Annotated in this window: 18 protein-coding genes; 7 read left to right on the plus strand and 11 right to left on the minus strand. The window is 52.0% G+C overall.

Annotated features, from left to right (window positions below; all coding sequences use genetic code 11):
- Positions 1 to 69: 69 nt before the first annotated feature.
- From DFER_RS27705 to DFER_RS27715, 3 genes are all read right to left on the minus strand, one after another.
- Positions 70 to 441: a hypothetical protein gene (locus DFER_RS27705; protein WP_015814979.1), complete on the minus strand. Its 372-nt coding sequence runs from the start codon at positions 439 to 441 to the stop codon at positions 70 to 72.
- Positions 442 to 643: 202 nt separating this feature from the next.
- Positions 644 to 1,039: a VOC family protein gene (locus tag DFER_RS27710; protein WP_015814980.1), complete on the minus strand. Its 396-nt coding sequence runs from the start codon at positions 1,037 to 1,039 to the stop codon at positions 644 to 646.
- A gap of 32 nt (positions 1,040 to 1,071) precedes the next feature.
- Entirely contained in the window at positions 1,072 to 1,473 is a 402-nt protein-coding gene (locus DFER_RS27715) for a helix-turn-helix domain-containing protein (RefSeq protein WP_015814981.1), read from the minus strand.
- 307 nt (positions 1,474 to 1,780) lie between these two features.
- On the opposite strand from DFER_RS27715, the gene DFER_RS27720 reads away from it, so the two are divergent.
- From DFER_RS27720 to DFER_RS27735, 4 genes are all read left to right on the plus strand, one after another.
- On the plus strand, positions 1,781 to 2,365 hold the full coding sequence (locus DFER_RS27720; protein ID WP_015814982.1) for a DUF4142 domain-containing protein: 585 nt from the start codon (positions 1,781 to 1,783) through the stop codon (positions 2,363 to 2,365).
- A 192-nt stretch (positions 2,366 to 2,557) separates the two neighbouring features.
- Positions 2,558 to 3,256, plus strand: a complete 699-nt coding sequence (locus tag DFER_RS27725) for a GNAT family N-acetyltransferase (RefSeq protein ID WP_015814983.1) — start codon at positions 2,558 to 2,560, stop codon at positions 3,254 to 3,256.
- A gap of 89 nt (positions 3,257 to 3,345) precedes the next feature.
- Positions 3,346 to 4,233 carry an oxidoreductase gene (locus DFER_RS27730; RefSeq protein WP_015814984.1) on the plus strand — a complete coding sequence of 296 codons (888 nt, stop codon included), beginning with the start codon at positions 3,346 to 3,348 and terminating at the stop codon, positions 4,231 to 4,233.
- Between the two features lie 15 nt (positions 4,234 to 4,248).
- Positions 4,249 to 5,064, plus strand: coding sequence for a helix-turn-helix domain-containing protein (locus DFER_RS27735; protein ID WP_015814985.1), 816 nt, complete (start codon positions 4,249 to 4,251; stop codon positions 5,062 to 5,064).
- An 11-nt stretch (positions 5,065 to 5,075) separates the two neighbouring features.
- Here DFER_RS27735 and DFER_RS27740 read toward each other — a convergent pair whose 3' ends face one another.
- The 5 genes from DFER_RS27740 to DFER_RS30290 form a co-directional block, all read right to left on the minus strand.
- The gene (locus tag DFER_RS27740; RefSeq protein ID WP_015814986.1) at positions 5,076 to 5,990 is read right to left on the minus strand and encodes a pirin family protein; all 915 of its coding nucleotides are present in this window, start codon (positions 5,988 to 5,990) and stop codon (positions 5,076 to 5,078) included.
- A gap of 26 nt (positions 5,991 to 6,016) precedes the next feature.
- Positions 6,017 to 7,606 (minus strand): ABC-F family ATP-binding cassette domain-containing protein, encoded by a 1,590-nt coding sequence (locus DFER_RS27745; RefSeq protein WP_015814987.1) that lies wholly within the window; start codon positions 7,604 to 7,606, stop codon positions 6,017 to 6,019.
- Positions 7,607 to 7,769: 163 nt separating this feature from the next.
- Complete coding sequence (locus tag DFER_RS27750; protein WP_015814988.1) at positions 7,770 to 8,270, minus strand: methylated-DNA--[protein]-cysteine S-methyltransferase; 501 nt, start codon at positions 8,268 to 8,270, stop codon at positions 7,770 to 7,772.
- 75 nt (positions 8,271 to 8,345) lie between these two features.
- The gene (locus tag DFER_RS27755) at positions 8,346 to 8,672 is read right to left on the minus strand and encodes a hypothetical protein (RefSeq protein ID WP_015814989.1); all 327 of its coding nucleotides are present in this window, start codon (positions 8,670 to 8,672) and stop codon (positions 8,346 to 8,348) included.
- A gap of 8 nt (positions 8,673 to 8,680) precedes the next feature.
- Positions 8,681 to 8,848, minus strand: a complete 168-nt coding sequence (locus tag DFER_RS30290) for a hypothetical protein (protein ID WP_187293415.1) — start codon at positions 8,846 to 8,848, stop codon at positions 8,681 to 8,683.
- A 251-nt stretch (positions 8,849 to 9,099) separates the two neighbouring features.
- Between DFER_RS30290 and DFER_RS27765 the strand changes: the two genes are divergently transcribed.
- The 3 genes from DFER_RS27765 (at position 9,100) to DFER_RS27775 (ending at position 11,558) form a co-directional block, all read left to right on the plus strand.
- Positions 9,100 to 9,492 carry a hypothetical protein gene (locus DFER_RS27765; protein WP_041735610.1) on the plus strand — a complete coding sequence of 131 codons (393 nt, stop codon included), beginning with the start codon at positions 9,100 to 9,102 and terminating at the stop codon, positions 9,490 to 9,492.
- Between the two features lie 114 nt (positions 9,493 to 9,606).
- Positions 9,607 to 10,239 carry an SCO family protein gene (locus DFER_RS27770; RefSeq protein WP_015814992.1) on the plus strand — a complete coding sequence of 211 codons (633 nt, stop codon included), beginning with the start codon at positions 9,607 to 9,609 and terminating at the stop codon, positions 10,237 to 10,239.
- A 413-nt stretch (positions 10,240 to 10,652) separates the two neighbouring features.
- Positions 10,653 to 11,558 (plus strand): DMT family transporter, encoded by a 906-nt coding sequence (locus tag DFER_RS27775; protein ID WP_015814993.1) that lies wholly within the window; start codon positions 10,653 to 10,655, stop codon positions 11,556 to 11,558.
- Positions 11,559 to 11,611: 53 nt separating this feature from the next.
- On the opposite strand, the gene DFER_RS27780 is transcribed toward DFER_RS27775, so the two are convergent.
- The 3 genes from DFER_RS27780 to DFER_RS27790 all read right to left on the minus strand — a co-directional run bounded on the left by DFER_RS27780 (position 11,612) and on the right by DFER_RS27790 (position 14,366).
- Positions 11,612 to 12,622, minus strand: a complete 1,011-nt coding sequence (locus DFER_RS27780) for a glycosyltransferase (RefSeq protein WP_015814994.1) — start codon at positions 12,620 to 12,622, stop codon at positions 11,612 to 11,614.
- 126 nt (positions 12,623 to 12,748) lie between these two features.
- Positions 12,749 to 13,162, minus strand: a complete 414-nt coding sequence (locus DFER_RS27785; protein WP_015814995.1) for a response regulator — start codon at positions 13,160 to 13,162, stop codon at positions 12,749 to 12,751.
- Positions 13,155 to 14,366 carry a sensor histidine kinase gene (locus DFER_RS27790; RefSeq protein ID WP_015814996.1) on the minus strand — a complete coding sequence of 404 codons (1,212 nt, stop codon included), beginning with the start codon at positions 14,364 to 14,366 and terminating at the stop codon, positions 13,155 to 13,157. Before DFER_RS27790 ends, DFER_RS27785 begins: the two co-directional genes overlap by 8 nt.
- Positions 14,367 to 14,767 lie beyond the last annotated feature (401 nt).

Here is a 14,767-nt window from a genome sequence, read left to right on the forward strand (position 1 = left end):
TTTTGACAGGCTTTCTGGATTGACAACAATGGTGTATGGGCAGCCGATGATAAAACCGCCGCGAACAGCTTATTTTTTAGCCTGTCTGACTGCCTTGATCGGGAAATCTCCATACTGCGACGACACGATGCCCGTGAGCGTATCGCCCGTTTGAGCGAAGCTGTATTTGAAAACGCCCGCCTGGTTTTCGATCGTGAAAGCAACCTTTTCCTGATCTACGGTCAGTTCTTTCATTTCCTCTTTTTCGGTGTCACCCACGTAGCCGACGGTCTTGTCGTCCTTTTTTTCAAAAGTGAAAAACCCGGATTCGTATTCAGGCGGCACGTCGCTGATCATGTACTTCCAGGTGCCGATAATGTCCGCAGGCAACACGATTTTGGTTGCCGCAACCGAAACGAAGACCATCGCGATCACCAGCAGGAGATAGAGTTTTCCTTTCATCGTCAATCGAAGTTTAAAGGTTGAATTCCAGATTATTTTGTAAAATAATTAAAAAGCAATCGCGCTACAAATTTTGCCGGAAACCGCAGGCCGCAAAGCAACCGGTCCGGCTGCTATGGCCGGACCGGTTGCAACAGTTCAATGAAAAATTACTACCAGTGGAACGGTGCAACACCGAATGCAAAGGACGCTTTGCCAGGACTTACAACATCTGGACGATCTGGATGTTGTTACCGCAGGTGTCGTTGAACACCGCGATCTTCACCGTGCCCATCGCGGTGGGCGCCATACTAAACTCGACGCCCAGCGCGGCGAGCCGTTCATATTCCTGCTGAACGTCGTCCACATCGAATTGTGTATAGGGAATTCCGGCATCGAACAGCGCCTTTTGATACGTTTTCGCGGGTTCGAAATTGTCGGGCGACGGTTCCAGCAGGACTTCTGTGCCCTCTTGTTCTTCCCGGGCCACGACGGTCAGCCAGCGGTTTTTGCCACCCACCGGAACGTCGTGTTTTTTGACAAACCCCAATATCTCCGTGTAAAACTTTAATGCCCTGTCCTGATCCTGGACCGGGATGCCAATCACTCTGACTTTCATGTGTATCAATAATTTGGTTTGGTCAAAGTTCTCTAAACGCTGCGAGACGGGCTTTGTAGAAATTGCTCTTTTTGAAACCGGACGGGGCAAATGCCCACTTTTTTCTTGAACAAAGTGCTGAATGAGCTGGGCGTTTCGAAACCGACAGTGTAGCAGGTTTGTGAAACGGACATGCCGTTTTTCAAACACCTTTTCGATTCTTCGATCCGCCTGATCGTCAGGTACTGCTTCGGAGTAATCCCGTAATACCGTTTGAAAAGCCGTAGCAAATGGAACTTGGAAGTAAACCTGATGTCCGACAGGAAATCCAGATTAATGTCGGCGTCGAAGTTTTTGTCCATATAGTGTCGGATGCCAATCACCGCTTCCAGCTGCTTGTCATTGGGGTAACAAAGGGCCTTGATCCGCATTACTTCTTGCTGATAGTAGTTCATGGTGGTCTTCTCGTTTGCCAGCTCGCAGTTTGAATCGCCGCCGGAATATGGAAATTTCAGCCTGCGACGTCCCGTAAAACTACTGCGCGTGCATCAATATTGCGAGGGGGAAACAGGTCTTTATCAGGGGCGGAGCGGACAAAATCGACTTCGGTCAGGCTGCATTCCGCCATATGACGCGGCACCGCGGATGCCGGTCCCGGCGATTGTGACCGCATTACCCGGCATGCTTTTTGATGGTAGCAAGCCACCATGCCCGAAATTTAATGCGGCAAGGCATTCAACGCCACTTAAACAAATACTTCAAATGAAAACAACAACAGCACTATTGACCATCGCAACCGCCGCCATGCTTTGGGGTTGCGGATCAAAACCTAATGATTCAACGGAACTGGCCGACAGCACAAACGAAGCGATGGCCGACACCGCTCAGGAAATGGGAGATTCCGCGGCCTTTGCAGAGGAAGATTCGAAGTTTGCTGTCGATGCAGCTAATGGCGGCCTGGCCGAAGTTCAGCTGGGCAAAATAGCCCAGGACAAAGGTTCGAGCCCAAAAGTGAAGGAATTTGCTAAAATGATGGTCGCCGACCACACCAAGGCCAACGACGAGCTGAAAAAGCTGGCGGAGAGTAAAAACATTGCGCTGCCCACCGCGGCTGGTGAGGAAATGCAAAAGGCCACAGCCGATATTTCCGCTAAAAATGGCAAGGATTTCGACAAAGCCTACATTGCACAAATGGTGAAAGACCATGAAAAAACCGTGAAGCTTTTCGAAGACGGCCAGAAGAATGTAAAAGATGCTGAAATGAAGGCGTTTATCGACAAAACGCTGCCGGTACTCAAGACGCATCTGGACCATGTCAAAAACCTTGACAAGACAGTCAACAAATAAATAAGCGAACTGGAAATAAGTAAGCAACTGGCGACCATTCACACGGCCGCCAGTTTTGTTTTATCCGATAGCACTTCCAACGCCGTTCGCACAATCCCGGGCTGGACCATCAGTTTCCGTCGGGCTTTATGAATTGTTCCGCATAATAAGTGGTTCAATGAACACGGTCCTCCATCTGGCCGACGGTTTGAAATGAAACATATCCTCGACAATCCTGTTTGGAACGCGTTGCGCACGCATAACTATGCGCTAGGCCATGTAACTGGCACCTCGGCATTTTTTGCACCTGAAGTGGCGCCGTTTGCAGCGGTGGAAGGTGCCGCGCTTGCCGGCCTCCCCGAACTTTATGAAGCCATTCCGTTCGATAATCCTGTGATTTTTGTGAGTAACGAAGAAGTAACCATCCCGCGGCCCTGGCATTTGCTGGCGGCCGTGCCGGGTTACCAGATGATCTACAAAGGTCCCGACTTTCCGCATTCGGATGGTGCCGTTTCCATCCCGCTGGGCTCCGACCATGTTCCGGAAATGATCGCGCTCACAAGCCTCACCAATCCCGGCCCTTTCGTCACCGAAACCATTCGTTTCGGGCATTATGAAGGTATTTTTGACAACGCGCGGCTTGTTGCTATGGCGGGCCAGCGGATGCATCCTGAAGGTTTTGCGGAGATCAGCGCGGTTTGTACGCATCCCGATCATCTCGGAAAGGGCTATGCCCGGCACCTGCTGCTCCGCCAGGTGAATCGTATCCAGCTTAATGGCGAAGTGCCGTTCCTGCACGTAAAGTCAGATAATGCACGCGCGATAGGCGTTTACGAGTCGCTGGGCTTTGAAAAACGCACCCGGATTTTCTTTTATGTATTGAAAAAGAATGGCGGTGAGCTGAAAGTGTGAGCTTTTCAGCAAAGTAACTCTGAGCTTTTCAACAAAGTTGCGCCGGATGCTGCCCGCTACTTTTGCATTGTACTTAAAACAACAAGACAATGACAAAAGTATGGTTCATTACAGGCAGCGCCCGCGGATTGGGACGCAGCCTTGCAGAGGCAGTTTTGAAAAGCGGTGATCAGGTGGTGGCTACCGCACGGAATATCGCTCAGCTGGATGGCCTCGCGGCGGAATTCGGGGAACAAATTTATCCGGTAGCGCTGGACGTGACCAACTATGAGCAGGTTTACCACGTGGTAGCCGATGCGGTTGCCCATTTCGGCCGCATCGACGTGCTGGTGAATAACGCAGGGTTTGGCATCATCGGAGCGGCCGAGGCATACACCGAAGAGCAGGTGCGCAGCCAGCTCGAAACCAATCTCTACGCACCCATTGAAATCACCCGGGCGGTGCTGCCGTACATGCGCAGGCAGGGCAGCGGACGCATTTTGCAGATCAGCTCGGTAGGCGGTCGGGTAGGTAACCCTGGCCTCACGATGTACCAGGCGGCCAAATTCGGCCTGGGCGGTTTCACGGAGGCGCTTGCCAAAGAAGTAGCGCCGCTGGGCATATTCGTCACCAGCGTCGAGCCGGGCGGTTTCCGCACCGATTGGGCAGGGGCTTCTATGACTTACGCCCGCGTGATCGAAGGTTATGAAATGGTCAACCAGCGTACGGAGTATTTCAAATCGGGGAATTTCGTGCCGGTGGGCGATCCTGAAAAGGCTGCGGCGGTGATGGTGGCCCTAGCAGCGCACCCCGCACCGCCCGTCCATCTGGTACTTGGCAGCGAGGCCATTGGTATTCTCAAAAACGCCGACGAAGCCCGGAAGGCCGAAATGGAAGCATGGCTGGACGTGAGCCTTTCGACAGACCATGATGAATCGGAAGACTTCCTGAGTACCTCGATGGGCAAATGGTACACCGGCGCTAAAACCAATGCTTAATTCCTAACTTTGTTTATGGTCGATCCGAAATCCGATAAACTGGCTTCTCCCATCGCGTATTCCTGCTATTTCACGCGGAATCGCGAGGGCGAGCAGTTTGCGCCCGAACATGTGTTCAGCTACCAGATCTCCGGCACGCTTACGATCAATAATGGCGAAAAGGAGTACGTTTTCAAGGAAGGCGACTACCGGTTTATCCGGCGTAACCAGCTTGTGAAGTTTGTAAAACAGCCGCCGGTTGACGGTGTTTTCAAGTCCATATCCATTTATCTCGACCAGCCGACGCTCCGCAGCTTCGCAATGGAACATGGCTACCAGGCGCATCCCGGTAGCCATGCCGCAGAGCCCATTATCGCATTAAAAGGCGGCAGCCTCGTGAAGGGGTTCATGGATTCGCTGATGCCTTACAGCTTGGACGACCAGCTGATCGACGCGGATTTGCAGGCATTGAAACTGCGCGAAGCGATTATGATCCTGCTGCGATCATCGCCCGAAATGGCCGGCATCCTGTTCGATTTCAGCGAACCGGGCAAGATCGACCTGGAAGCATTTATGCACAAAAACTTCCATTTCAATGTGCAGCTAAGCCGTTTCGCTTATCTGACGGGACGAAGCCTCGCCACGTTCAAGCGCGATTTCGAGCACATATTTCACACGTCGCCCAGCCGGTGGTTGCAGCAGCGAAGGTTGCAGGAGGCGCATTATCTCATGAAGGAGAAAGGCCGCACGGCCTCCGAGGTGTACCTTGAGATCGGTTTTGAAGACCTCTCGCATTTTTCCTTCGCCTTCAAAAAGATGTTTGGCATCCCGCCGTCGCGGCTTGCGGGTTAAAGCGGGGGATATCAGGAAAGCGGCTCCGGCCTCGGAGGCCCGCCGGCAGGCCGTGAATAGTCCTCCGGCAGCGGGATAAATTCATGATCGTCTGCTGGCGGCAGCTGAATACGCCCTTGTTTCCAATCTTCTTTCGCCTGTTCAATGCGCTCTTTTCTGGACGAAACAAAATTCCACCAGATGAAACGCTCGCCCAGCGGTTCGCCGCCGAGGAGCATCAAAGTGGTGTTTTCCCTCGCTCGCACCGTAGGCTGCGCATTTTTATTGAAAACCAGCATCTGACCGGGCTGGTAGAAATGTCCACCCGTTTCAATGGAGCCTTTCACGACATAAATGGCCCGCTCCGAATAACCATCGGGAATGCTGAACGTGGCCCCGGCGTCCAATACCACATGCAGGTAGAACATCGGCGAAAGCGTTTCCACACCGTTCGATAATCCAAATGCATCACCGGCAATGAGCCGCATCCATACGCCCTTGTCGGTAAACACCGGCAATTCGTCCCGGGTGTAATTCCTGAACGACGGTGCGGCTTCTTCGTCCTTCTCCGGCAACGCTACCCAGGTTTGGATCATTTCCAGGCCACCGGCCAATGCAGCCGGGTCTTCAAAGCGCTCGGAATGCGCAATGCCGCTTCCGGCGGTCATCCAGTTCACTTCGCCGGGTTTTATAATCTGCTGCGCACCGGTGCTGTCGCGGTGGGTAACCTGTCCGTCGAACAGATAACTCACCGTCGAAAGGCCGATATGCGGGTGCGGCAGCACATCCAGTGACGACGGATTGGCCGGAATGGCTCCCAGCGGCCCGGCGTGGTCCATGAAGACAAACGGCCCGACCATTCTTCTCAGGCGAAACGGCAAGATCCGCTTCACCATCACCGATTCACTGATGGCCGCCTTCCGGGCTTCGATTACGATATCCAGCATAGGAATGTTTTTGAGGTTAAATATAATCAGACGAGCAGTATTTCCCGTTCTACATTCGTCTCCCGCAGAAAGTGCGCGTCGTGCGAAACGACCAGCAGCGTCCCGCGGTATTCGCTGATCGCCGCGGTGAGGATGCCGATGTTCTGAATGTCGAGGTTGTTGGTCGGCTCGTCGAGGATGATCAGGTCCGGTGCCTGGGTGGCAATGGCCAGCGAACAGAGCATCAGCCGCATTTTCTCACCGCCGCTCAGGCTGCCGCAGCGCTTGCCCCAGTATTCCCGGGTAAAAAGGAAGCGGTTCAGGCGGATTTTGATGTCATGCTCCTGCAATGCGCCTGTATTGAACTGCCGGGCCTGCTCGTATACCGTAAGGGCATTGTCGATGAGCGAATAATCCTGATCAATGTAAATGGATTTGAACTCCGCGCACTCGATGGTGCCGTTTGTGGGCTGCAATTCGCCCAGTATCAGCCGGATGAGCGTCGTTTTACCCGATCCGTTCGCACCTTTTATGGCAATGCGCTCACCGCTGGTGATCTGAAAATCAAGTGGTTTAGCCCAAATGGGCTGCTCGCCGAAACCGAAGTTGGCATGCGTGGCGGTCACCAGGATTTTGCCTTTGTGAAGCGAAGAGTTGTCGAAATCAATCTTCATTTTATCGACCGAAGGCAGCTCGCTCCGTAAGTGGCTCAATTCCTGTGCAATGCCGCCCACTTTTTCGGCGTGGATGCCCTTCATGCGCGCCGTGCTCTTTTCCGCATTGTTCCTGAATGCATTCTGCACGATCGTGGGCAATCCCGCTTTTTCCTGCTTCTTTTTTCCACGGGCGTCGAGCTTTTGCTGCCGTTCCATCGCCTCTCTTTCCACTTCTTTGGCCTTGCGAAGCGCTTTTTCCTTCGCTTTTACATCCGAGCTGAGTGCTTCCTGTTCGATGGCTTTCTGCTCGGCATAAAAGTCGTAATTGCCGCCGTAAACGGTAATGCCCCGCTTGCCGAGCTCGCAAACGGTGTTGAGCAGGTTGAGCAATGTCCTGTCGTGACTGACCACCACGAGCGTGTCGGTGGTGGACCGGATGTATTCGTAAAGTATCGACCGCGCCGGGGCGTCGAGGTGGTTGCTGGGTTCGTCGAGGAGCACATTACCGGGTTGGTGGATCATGATTCCGGCGAGAAACACCTTCGTTTTTTGGCCGCCGCTCAATGTGGCCATGGGCTGGGAGAGGGATATCCCGCCGAGCTGCCAATGTGCGAACGCTTCCTGGCACCGTTCTTCAATGCCCCAGTCGTCGTCCAGCAATTCGAGGTTCATGTCGGTCAAATGCCCGTCGAGGATTTCCCGGAGCGCGAGAAGCTTATCGTGGATGCCGAGCGCTTCCGCGACGGTTTGTCCGTTATACTGACCTAAAAGCTGCGGTACATAATACGGCTGCGCGTCGGCTCCGACCGTTCCAGAAACCGGCTTGAACTTACCCGCCAGAATGCCCAGCAAAGTAGACTTTCCGGCACCATTATTGCCGATCAGCGCGATCTTATCGTGTTTGTTAACAGTAAGTTGTATATCTGAAAACAGCACATCCCGATTCGGGTGTGCATAGGTAACACCTTGAAGAAAAAGCATAGTACATTTCTTTTTGAGAATGAATAATAGCAGCCGACATCGTGGCCGCCTGATTTATTTTCCTGAAAGAAATGATCTCCTACACCTGGTGTTTCCGGTTTGTGAATGATGATGCAAAGGTAAGAAAAAATCGAAAAACCCGAACAGGTTAACTATCGGTTACTCAATCAAAAATGGATGTTTGCCTGTATGGCGCTTCCAATGCGAGCAGTATCGCCTTGTTTTCAAGCCCGCCGCCAAAACCAACCAGCTTGCCATTGGCACCCACCACGCGGTGGCACGGCGCGATGATCGGGATGGGGTTTTTGTTGGCAGCGCCTCCTACGGCCCGCACTGAGTCGGGATTGCCAATTTGCCGCGCAATGTCGCCGTAGGTCCTTGTTTCGCCAAAAGGAATGGTGAGCATTGCCTCCCACACCTGTATCTGAAAATCGCTTCCTACGAAATCCAGGTGAAGGGTAAATGTTTTGCGTTTTTTGCTGAAATATTCGTTCAGCTGCTTTTCGGTTTCGAGCAATAATGGGTGCGCAAGATCCTCAACGCCCCGGTCGATGCCCGATTTTTCGGGATTATGGTTCCATAATACCGCCCGCAAACCCTTTTCACTGGCAATGAGGGTAAGGGTGCCGGTAGGCGAAGCCATTTGCTTAAAAATGTTTCCCATGTTTGCTGCTTTGCATTCGTGCAACAAACAAAACGGTTTTATTGGTTCGGCAGCTGCTTCACTGATACCAAGTCGTCAGGACGGTTTTGAAAAGCGCTTTTTAAGCGTTGTGATCGATATCCATAGCACAGCCGCACCGCCGTAACCGGTATAGAACTTATCCATTTCCATTACGGCATCGGGCTTGCAAAGCTCCTTGAATACGTGCAAAACCAGCCTGCAACCGCTCGTAATCGAAACAATCTGAAAACCCGTGCTGATCAGGTCGGGCAGATTGGTTTGAACAAACCGGTTTTGGAACCAAAACGTGAACAAATAAGTAACACTTCCCAATCCAGCCAATACAAAGATGATCCTGGGAGCGAGAACATCCCTGATAATCGAGTTCAGAAAATCAACCAACTATTGCTTCAGTTGCTGGTGGAAGAAGTCTTTTTGTTTTGGTATTCGGAGCATAATGCGATGAAAATGCCGAACAGGCCGCCGACCAGGGCGCCGGAAATGTGCGCAATACTACCGCCGATGACGGCGCCGCCCATGGAAGTGGAAATAACAGAAGGGATAATGGAAGATTGCATATTTAGTGTGGTTTGTTTGAGATGAAATTGATCTATTTCTGCAAAAATAAAAAATGTCCCGAAACAACATATCATTTATCGACCCACAAATTTTAAGTAACTCATTGTAGTACTTGTTGTTAACGGTATTTTGTTACCAATTATCAAACGGCAAATTAGAAACGGAAGCAAGGCCCAAAGCCGGTTTGCTATCCCCGGTTTCCGGCATTAGCTTTGCAGGACGTTATTTTCACCGTTTTGCTCTTCTATTCTTGATACCGTTAGGAAAACAATGGATTACCCTGGGCTTCGTGCTGCTGATGCTTGTGAAGGCATGGGTTATCCCTTTGGTGTACCTCGATTATGAATTGCGAAAGGAGTATATCATTGCCAATCTCTGCGTGAACCGCGGGAATCCCATTGCCGTGTGCGAGGGGGCGTGCTACCTGGCGAAAAAGATCGTCGATGCTAAAAAGCAGGACGAGCGCCAGGCCGAACGGACTTATATGGCGCATTTGCTTTTTCAGGTGATGGATACCGGTAAGCCGTTGGTGTTTCGGTCGCCGGAACGGTTCGAAATGCCGCTCACGGTGGTTTTTAAATACACTTCCCCTTTTCTTTCCCGCACACCCATTGCGGATATCTTCCATCCGCCATTAGTCTGAACGGCTGTTTGACGCTGGTTTGCAGACTGTTCCTGCAAAATCTTCCCAGCTGGTGCGGCGCGCTGCCGTGGCCGGACTGTCATTTGTTTTATCCAAAACCCAATATCCATGCGAATGCATATATTCCTGCTGCCGGGACTGCTGGCGGCGGCTTTGCTTACCTCTTGCCAGGACCGTAAACTTCCGTACCTGGGCGAGCCTGAAAAAATTGTCAAAACCGTTGATGGCCAAGCCGTCGACGAGCTGCATTATCCGGCCATTCCCGCGTTTTCCTTCACCAATCAGGACAGTCAGAACGTGACGGAGGCGGATTTTAAAGACAAGATTTATGTCGCGGATTTCTTTTTCACCACCTGCCCGACGATCTGTCCCGTCATGAAAAAGAATATGCTCAAAGTGTATGACGAAATCAAGAACAAGCCTGATGTCCGCATTCTCTCGCACACGATCGACCCCGAGCACGACACGCCTGCCGTGCTCAAAACGTACTCGAACGACCTCGGGGTAAGCAATGCGATCTGGCAATTTGTGACGGGCGACCGCGAGAAAATTTATGAAATAGGGCAGCAGCATTACCTCATTACCGCCGCCGAGGATGCCAAATCACCGGGCGGCTTCCTTCACAGCGGACATTTTGTGCTGCTCGATAAAGACCGGCACATCCGCGGCATGTACGATGGCACAACCGATGAGGGCACATACGAGCTCATCCGCGACATCCGCACGTTGCTGAAAGAATACGAGTAAGAAAAACGGTTCTTGGCGGACAGCTCGTAACGTTACAGCAGGCCGGGTTTGCGTCGCAGGCCCGGCCTCTGCATTGTCCTGTCGCACTGTTCCAGGGTTGCGAAAAGGAAAATGGTGCGTCGCGTTGGTGGTCCGCGCAAATCGCCCTATTTTTGAGGGACAATTTTCGTTGCTATGTCCAAACACCGACTTCTTTTCAGCATTTCGCCTCCTCCGGTAGCCTGATCGGCTTAATGACCGGAATTTATTGGTACTTCCCGCGTTTTCGGGAGGCGATTTTACTATTACCTGCTACCATTGTTCATGAAGGTTGTTGAGCCTTAGCCCTTCCGCAGGGTTTCGATTAACCGGTTTGCGTCGCATGCGTGGCGCCCGGAGTTTATTTCAATACCTTTTTTTGAACAAATATTACAATGAAACAAGCTTTCATCAAGCTGCATATAGCGATCATTCTGGCCGGATTCACTGGCATTTTCGGCAAGCTCATTACGGTAAATGAAGGGCTGCTATCGTGGTACCGCATTTCGCTGGCGGGCATTCTCATGCTGCTCATCCTGGCCGCCACCAAAAAGCTTGAACGCATATCGGTTGGCGAATTTATGCGTACGTCGCTGGCCGGGCTGTTCCTCGGGCTGCACTGGATCTTCTTTTATGGGAGTATCAAGTATTCCAATATTTCGGTAGGGGTGGTTTGTTTCTCGCTGGTCGGGTTTTTCACCGCTATTTTTTCGCCGCTGATCAATCGCAAGCGTTTCGTGCTTTCCGAATTACTCCTGAGCGTGCTCACGTTGCTGGGTATCGCGCTGATTTTCAGTTTTGATTCCCGCTACCGCGTCGGGATTGGGTTGGGCGTCGTGTCCTCGGCACTTGGGTCACTTTTTACGATCAGCAACGAGCGGCTGGCGCATTCGTTTAAAAGTGAAACGGCCACGGTTTACGCGCTGATCGGCGGGGCCATTGCGCTCACGCCGCTAATGCCTGTCTATTTTTACTTTTTCCCAGTGGCCACACTCGTGCCGTCGTGGGCGGATGTGGGTTACTTGCTGCTGCTGGCGTTTTTCTGCACGGTAGTTCTCTATATGCTGCAAACGCAGGTGCTGCAACGCATTTCGGCGTTCACCGTCAACCTGAGTTTGAACCTGGAACCGGTGTACACGATTATTCTCGCCATTCTGATTTATCACGAAAATAAGGAGTTGCGGTGGTCCTTTTACCTCGGTTTGGGGCTGATTATCCTGTCGGTGGCGCTGCAAATGCTGCAAGTGATGCGGGCGCACAGGAATGCGGCGACGGGTCCTGCTGCATTGAGTAACCAATAAAGGAGACGGGGCGCCTGCTTGGAAAGGTGCCCCGTTTGCAAAACCCTTCGGTGTCAGTTTTTCAATTGTTTCAAAGCGGCGTCGATCACTGCCTGCATTTGCACCGGTTTCCCGGCGTGCGGCGTGGATGAGAATCCCTTGTAGTGCAATGCCGCCGCAATGTCTTGCTTCAAATCCAAATCCGCCTGCTTTCTGCTGAGGGCAATGCCTTGTGCATTTAAATGCCCGGCCAGATATTCCTGTTCCGACTGCCCTGGCGTAGGGATAAGCAATGCCTTTTTGCCAAGCGTGGCCAGGTCCATGAGCGTGGAGTAGCCGCTGCGGCAAATGACCAGCTGCGCGGCGGAAATAGCGGTTACGAGCTCGCGTGCGTTCGCGTGGGTAGCGTAGGTAATGTGCCCCGGAAGGTGCGGCTGCGGTTTACCCGAGGGATTTCCGGCGATGATATGAAATTGATTTTCAGTTAATTCGGAAGCTTGCCCAATAATCAGTTTTTCCAGAATAGTCCGCATCGGCTCCGGGCCGGAAAGCAGCGCCAGTATTTGGCCTTGCTCCTCCGCATCATGAGCCGGAGTTTCCAGTTGAGAAAGCAACCCCACATAATGCGCATTGGCGGGAATGTTTGGCGGATGCGACAATGCGCCGGCCAGCCCATCCTCCTGCGCGTCCACGACCCAGCATTCATCGAATTGTTCCAGCATGCGGTAATGCAGCTTACGCATTAGGTAGTCCGCGAAGCCGCCGAATCCCGTCATGATCTGCAACTGGTGCGTCATGATCACCGAATGCAATCCATTTATGTTCAATCCATAGCGATTGTCGGAAATCACCAGGTCGAATTGGTGCGTGGCCTGCATGTTACGGAGCCATCGTCGCTCACGGCGGATCGCGCGCAGGATTTTGGGAATTTGCAACACAATTTTCGCCACAAATGTGCCGCCGCTACGGCTATACGCGATATCGTAACCGGCGAGCGGTAGCTGTGGCAGGCCGGGAAAATTGTCTTTCAGCAAAAGCGCCGTCGCGCCGGATGCTGCGATCGTCACCTCGCAGCCCCGCGCCAAAAGGTGCCTGATGACGGGGATACAGCGCGTGGCATGTCCCAGTCCCCAGTCCAGCGGCGCTATCAGGATACGGAATGGCAGGGTGGATCAATGTTTGGTTACAAGGCAAAAATAGCGAGTCTGCCGCTATTTCGGGGCAACGAATGACAATACGCGTTCGGTAACTTCTTTCAGAGAAGGCATCTGAACCGGTTTTTGAAGGTAGTCCATCACATGCCCGGAGCCCATCGCACGGTCGTAATCTTCGAGGTCGGAGGAAGAGCTCATCATGCAGATCGATATCGGTTGGGGTACCGTCGGTTCCAGTTTTCCATATTCACTCAAAAACTGCCAGCCGTCCAGAATGGGCATATTGATGTCGAGCAGGATGAGTTGAGGAAGTTTCAATGCGTCGTCGCGGTGATTTGCCAGATAATCGAGCGCATCACGGCCGTTTTCGAAAAATATGATTTCCCGTGCAATTTTGGCCTTTTCAATGATGCGTTTCAAGAGGTAGGTAAAGATTTTGTCGTCGTCGACTACGCAGAGGATTTCAAGCATTTTCGTTGAATGTAATTTTAAAAGTAATACCCGCGTCGACCTTACTGAATACCTCAATGTTCCCGCCCTGGGCTTCAATCTGATTTTTTATCAAAAATAGTCCAACTCCGTGAGCATCCCGGTGTTTATGGAAAGTTTTATACAAACCAAAGATCTTGTCCGAATGAAGCGAAAGGTCGATGCCCTTTCCTTCGTCGCTGTATTCCAGTACTTTAAGGCCATTTTCGTTACGGTAGAAACGCAATGTGATCAAAGGAGGTTCACCATCTTTTTTGTATTTTATACCGTTCGAGATCAGGTTCATCAGAATGCTTTCCAGGTAAATGTGCGGAAACACGATTTCCCGCTCGCTGAAATCCATCCGTACCTCGGCCTGGCTCGTGTGCAGGCTTTCGTCGAGCACGCCCAACACCCGTTCGGTCACTTCCCGGATGTCCAGCTGTTCGCCTTCCAGCTGGTTGTCGCGGATTTTGATCACCTGCGACAGGTCGTCGAGGGTGGTATTGAGGTGTTTGGATACGGTTTTAATCTTCTGGAAAAGCTCTTCATTATCCTTCGAGAGCGTCGATTCGTCCACGAAATCGGTGAGGAGCGCAATATTGCTCGCGTGGTTCCGCAGGTTGTGCGAGAGGATGTGAGTGAAGCTTTGCAGCTGGCTGTTCTTCTGCGCCATCTTCTCTTCGATCGTCGTCCGCTCGTCGATCTCCCGTTGCAGATCGGCCACGGACCTGAGCAGGAGGACGTTCGGGAATATTTTGAACAGATAATAAACCGTGGTGAGCGATACAATGGCCGTCGCGAACCGTACCAATGAGCTGAAACGGTACACCGGCACCCAGAAAGTCAGCGCGTCGATTAAATGCGTGGCGCCGCAGAAAAAGATGAAGGCCACGAAGAGCCAGATGGTTTTCGGGAATGGAAAGTCTTTCCGTTTTAATATAAACCGGACCAGGAAAGTGGGGATCACAAAGTAGGCCGCCCAGATGAAAAGATCGGAAACGATGTAAAGCCAGCCATGGAAATCGGACCAGTAGCCGCAGTACCACCTCGCCGGCCATTCGGAGGTGCTGAAAATCCCGGTAAAAAATTCAGATAGCTGCTCCGGAAGCGCTTTTGGGCCGGCGTTTAAGACGCTGCCGCCTACCCGGCAAAGCGGGATATTGTCATGGGAAATGGTGTGTAAATGGGGTGCTTCCGGGTTCATCGATCGTGCATTAGCGGGAGGAGTAATTCGAAATATTAACTATAATTCCGCTACCGAACAACCCGGCGGAGGGCACGGTAATTAACGGCCCCAAAGCCGTAAAAATACTATTCAGAGGTATTTGTAAAAATAGTTTTTAGCCAACCGTCCGGTTGACCACAACCTGCTTTTGCATGGCCGCCAAGTCGATGGATCTGCTAGTACCCAGGCACCCGGCTGGCGCGCTGCCGCGGCCATTCGCGCTCGCATGAAGCGTAAGCAGCTGTTTCTGGCGGCCGTTTGTCCGCGATGTAGTTTGGAATGATTATCATTTGCAGGAAAAAAGGTGCCCGAATAAATATTTTGAAATGTAGAAAAAGTTCAAACAATGCCGCTGCCCGTGCAGGGCGCTTTTTCACTAA

Origin of the sequence: Dyadobacter fermentans DSM 18053, from assembly GCF_000023125.1 — a bacterium.
Taxonomy (GTDB): Bacteria; Bacteroidota; Bacteroidia; order Cytophagales; family Spirosomataceae; genus Dyadobacter; species Dyadobacter fermentans.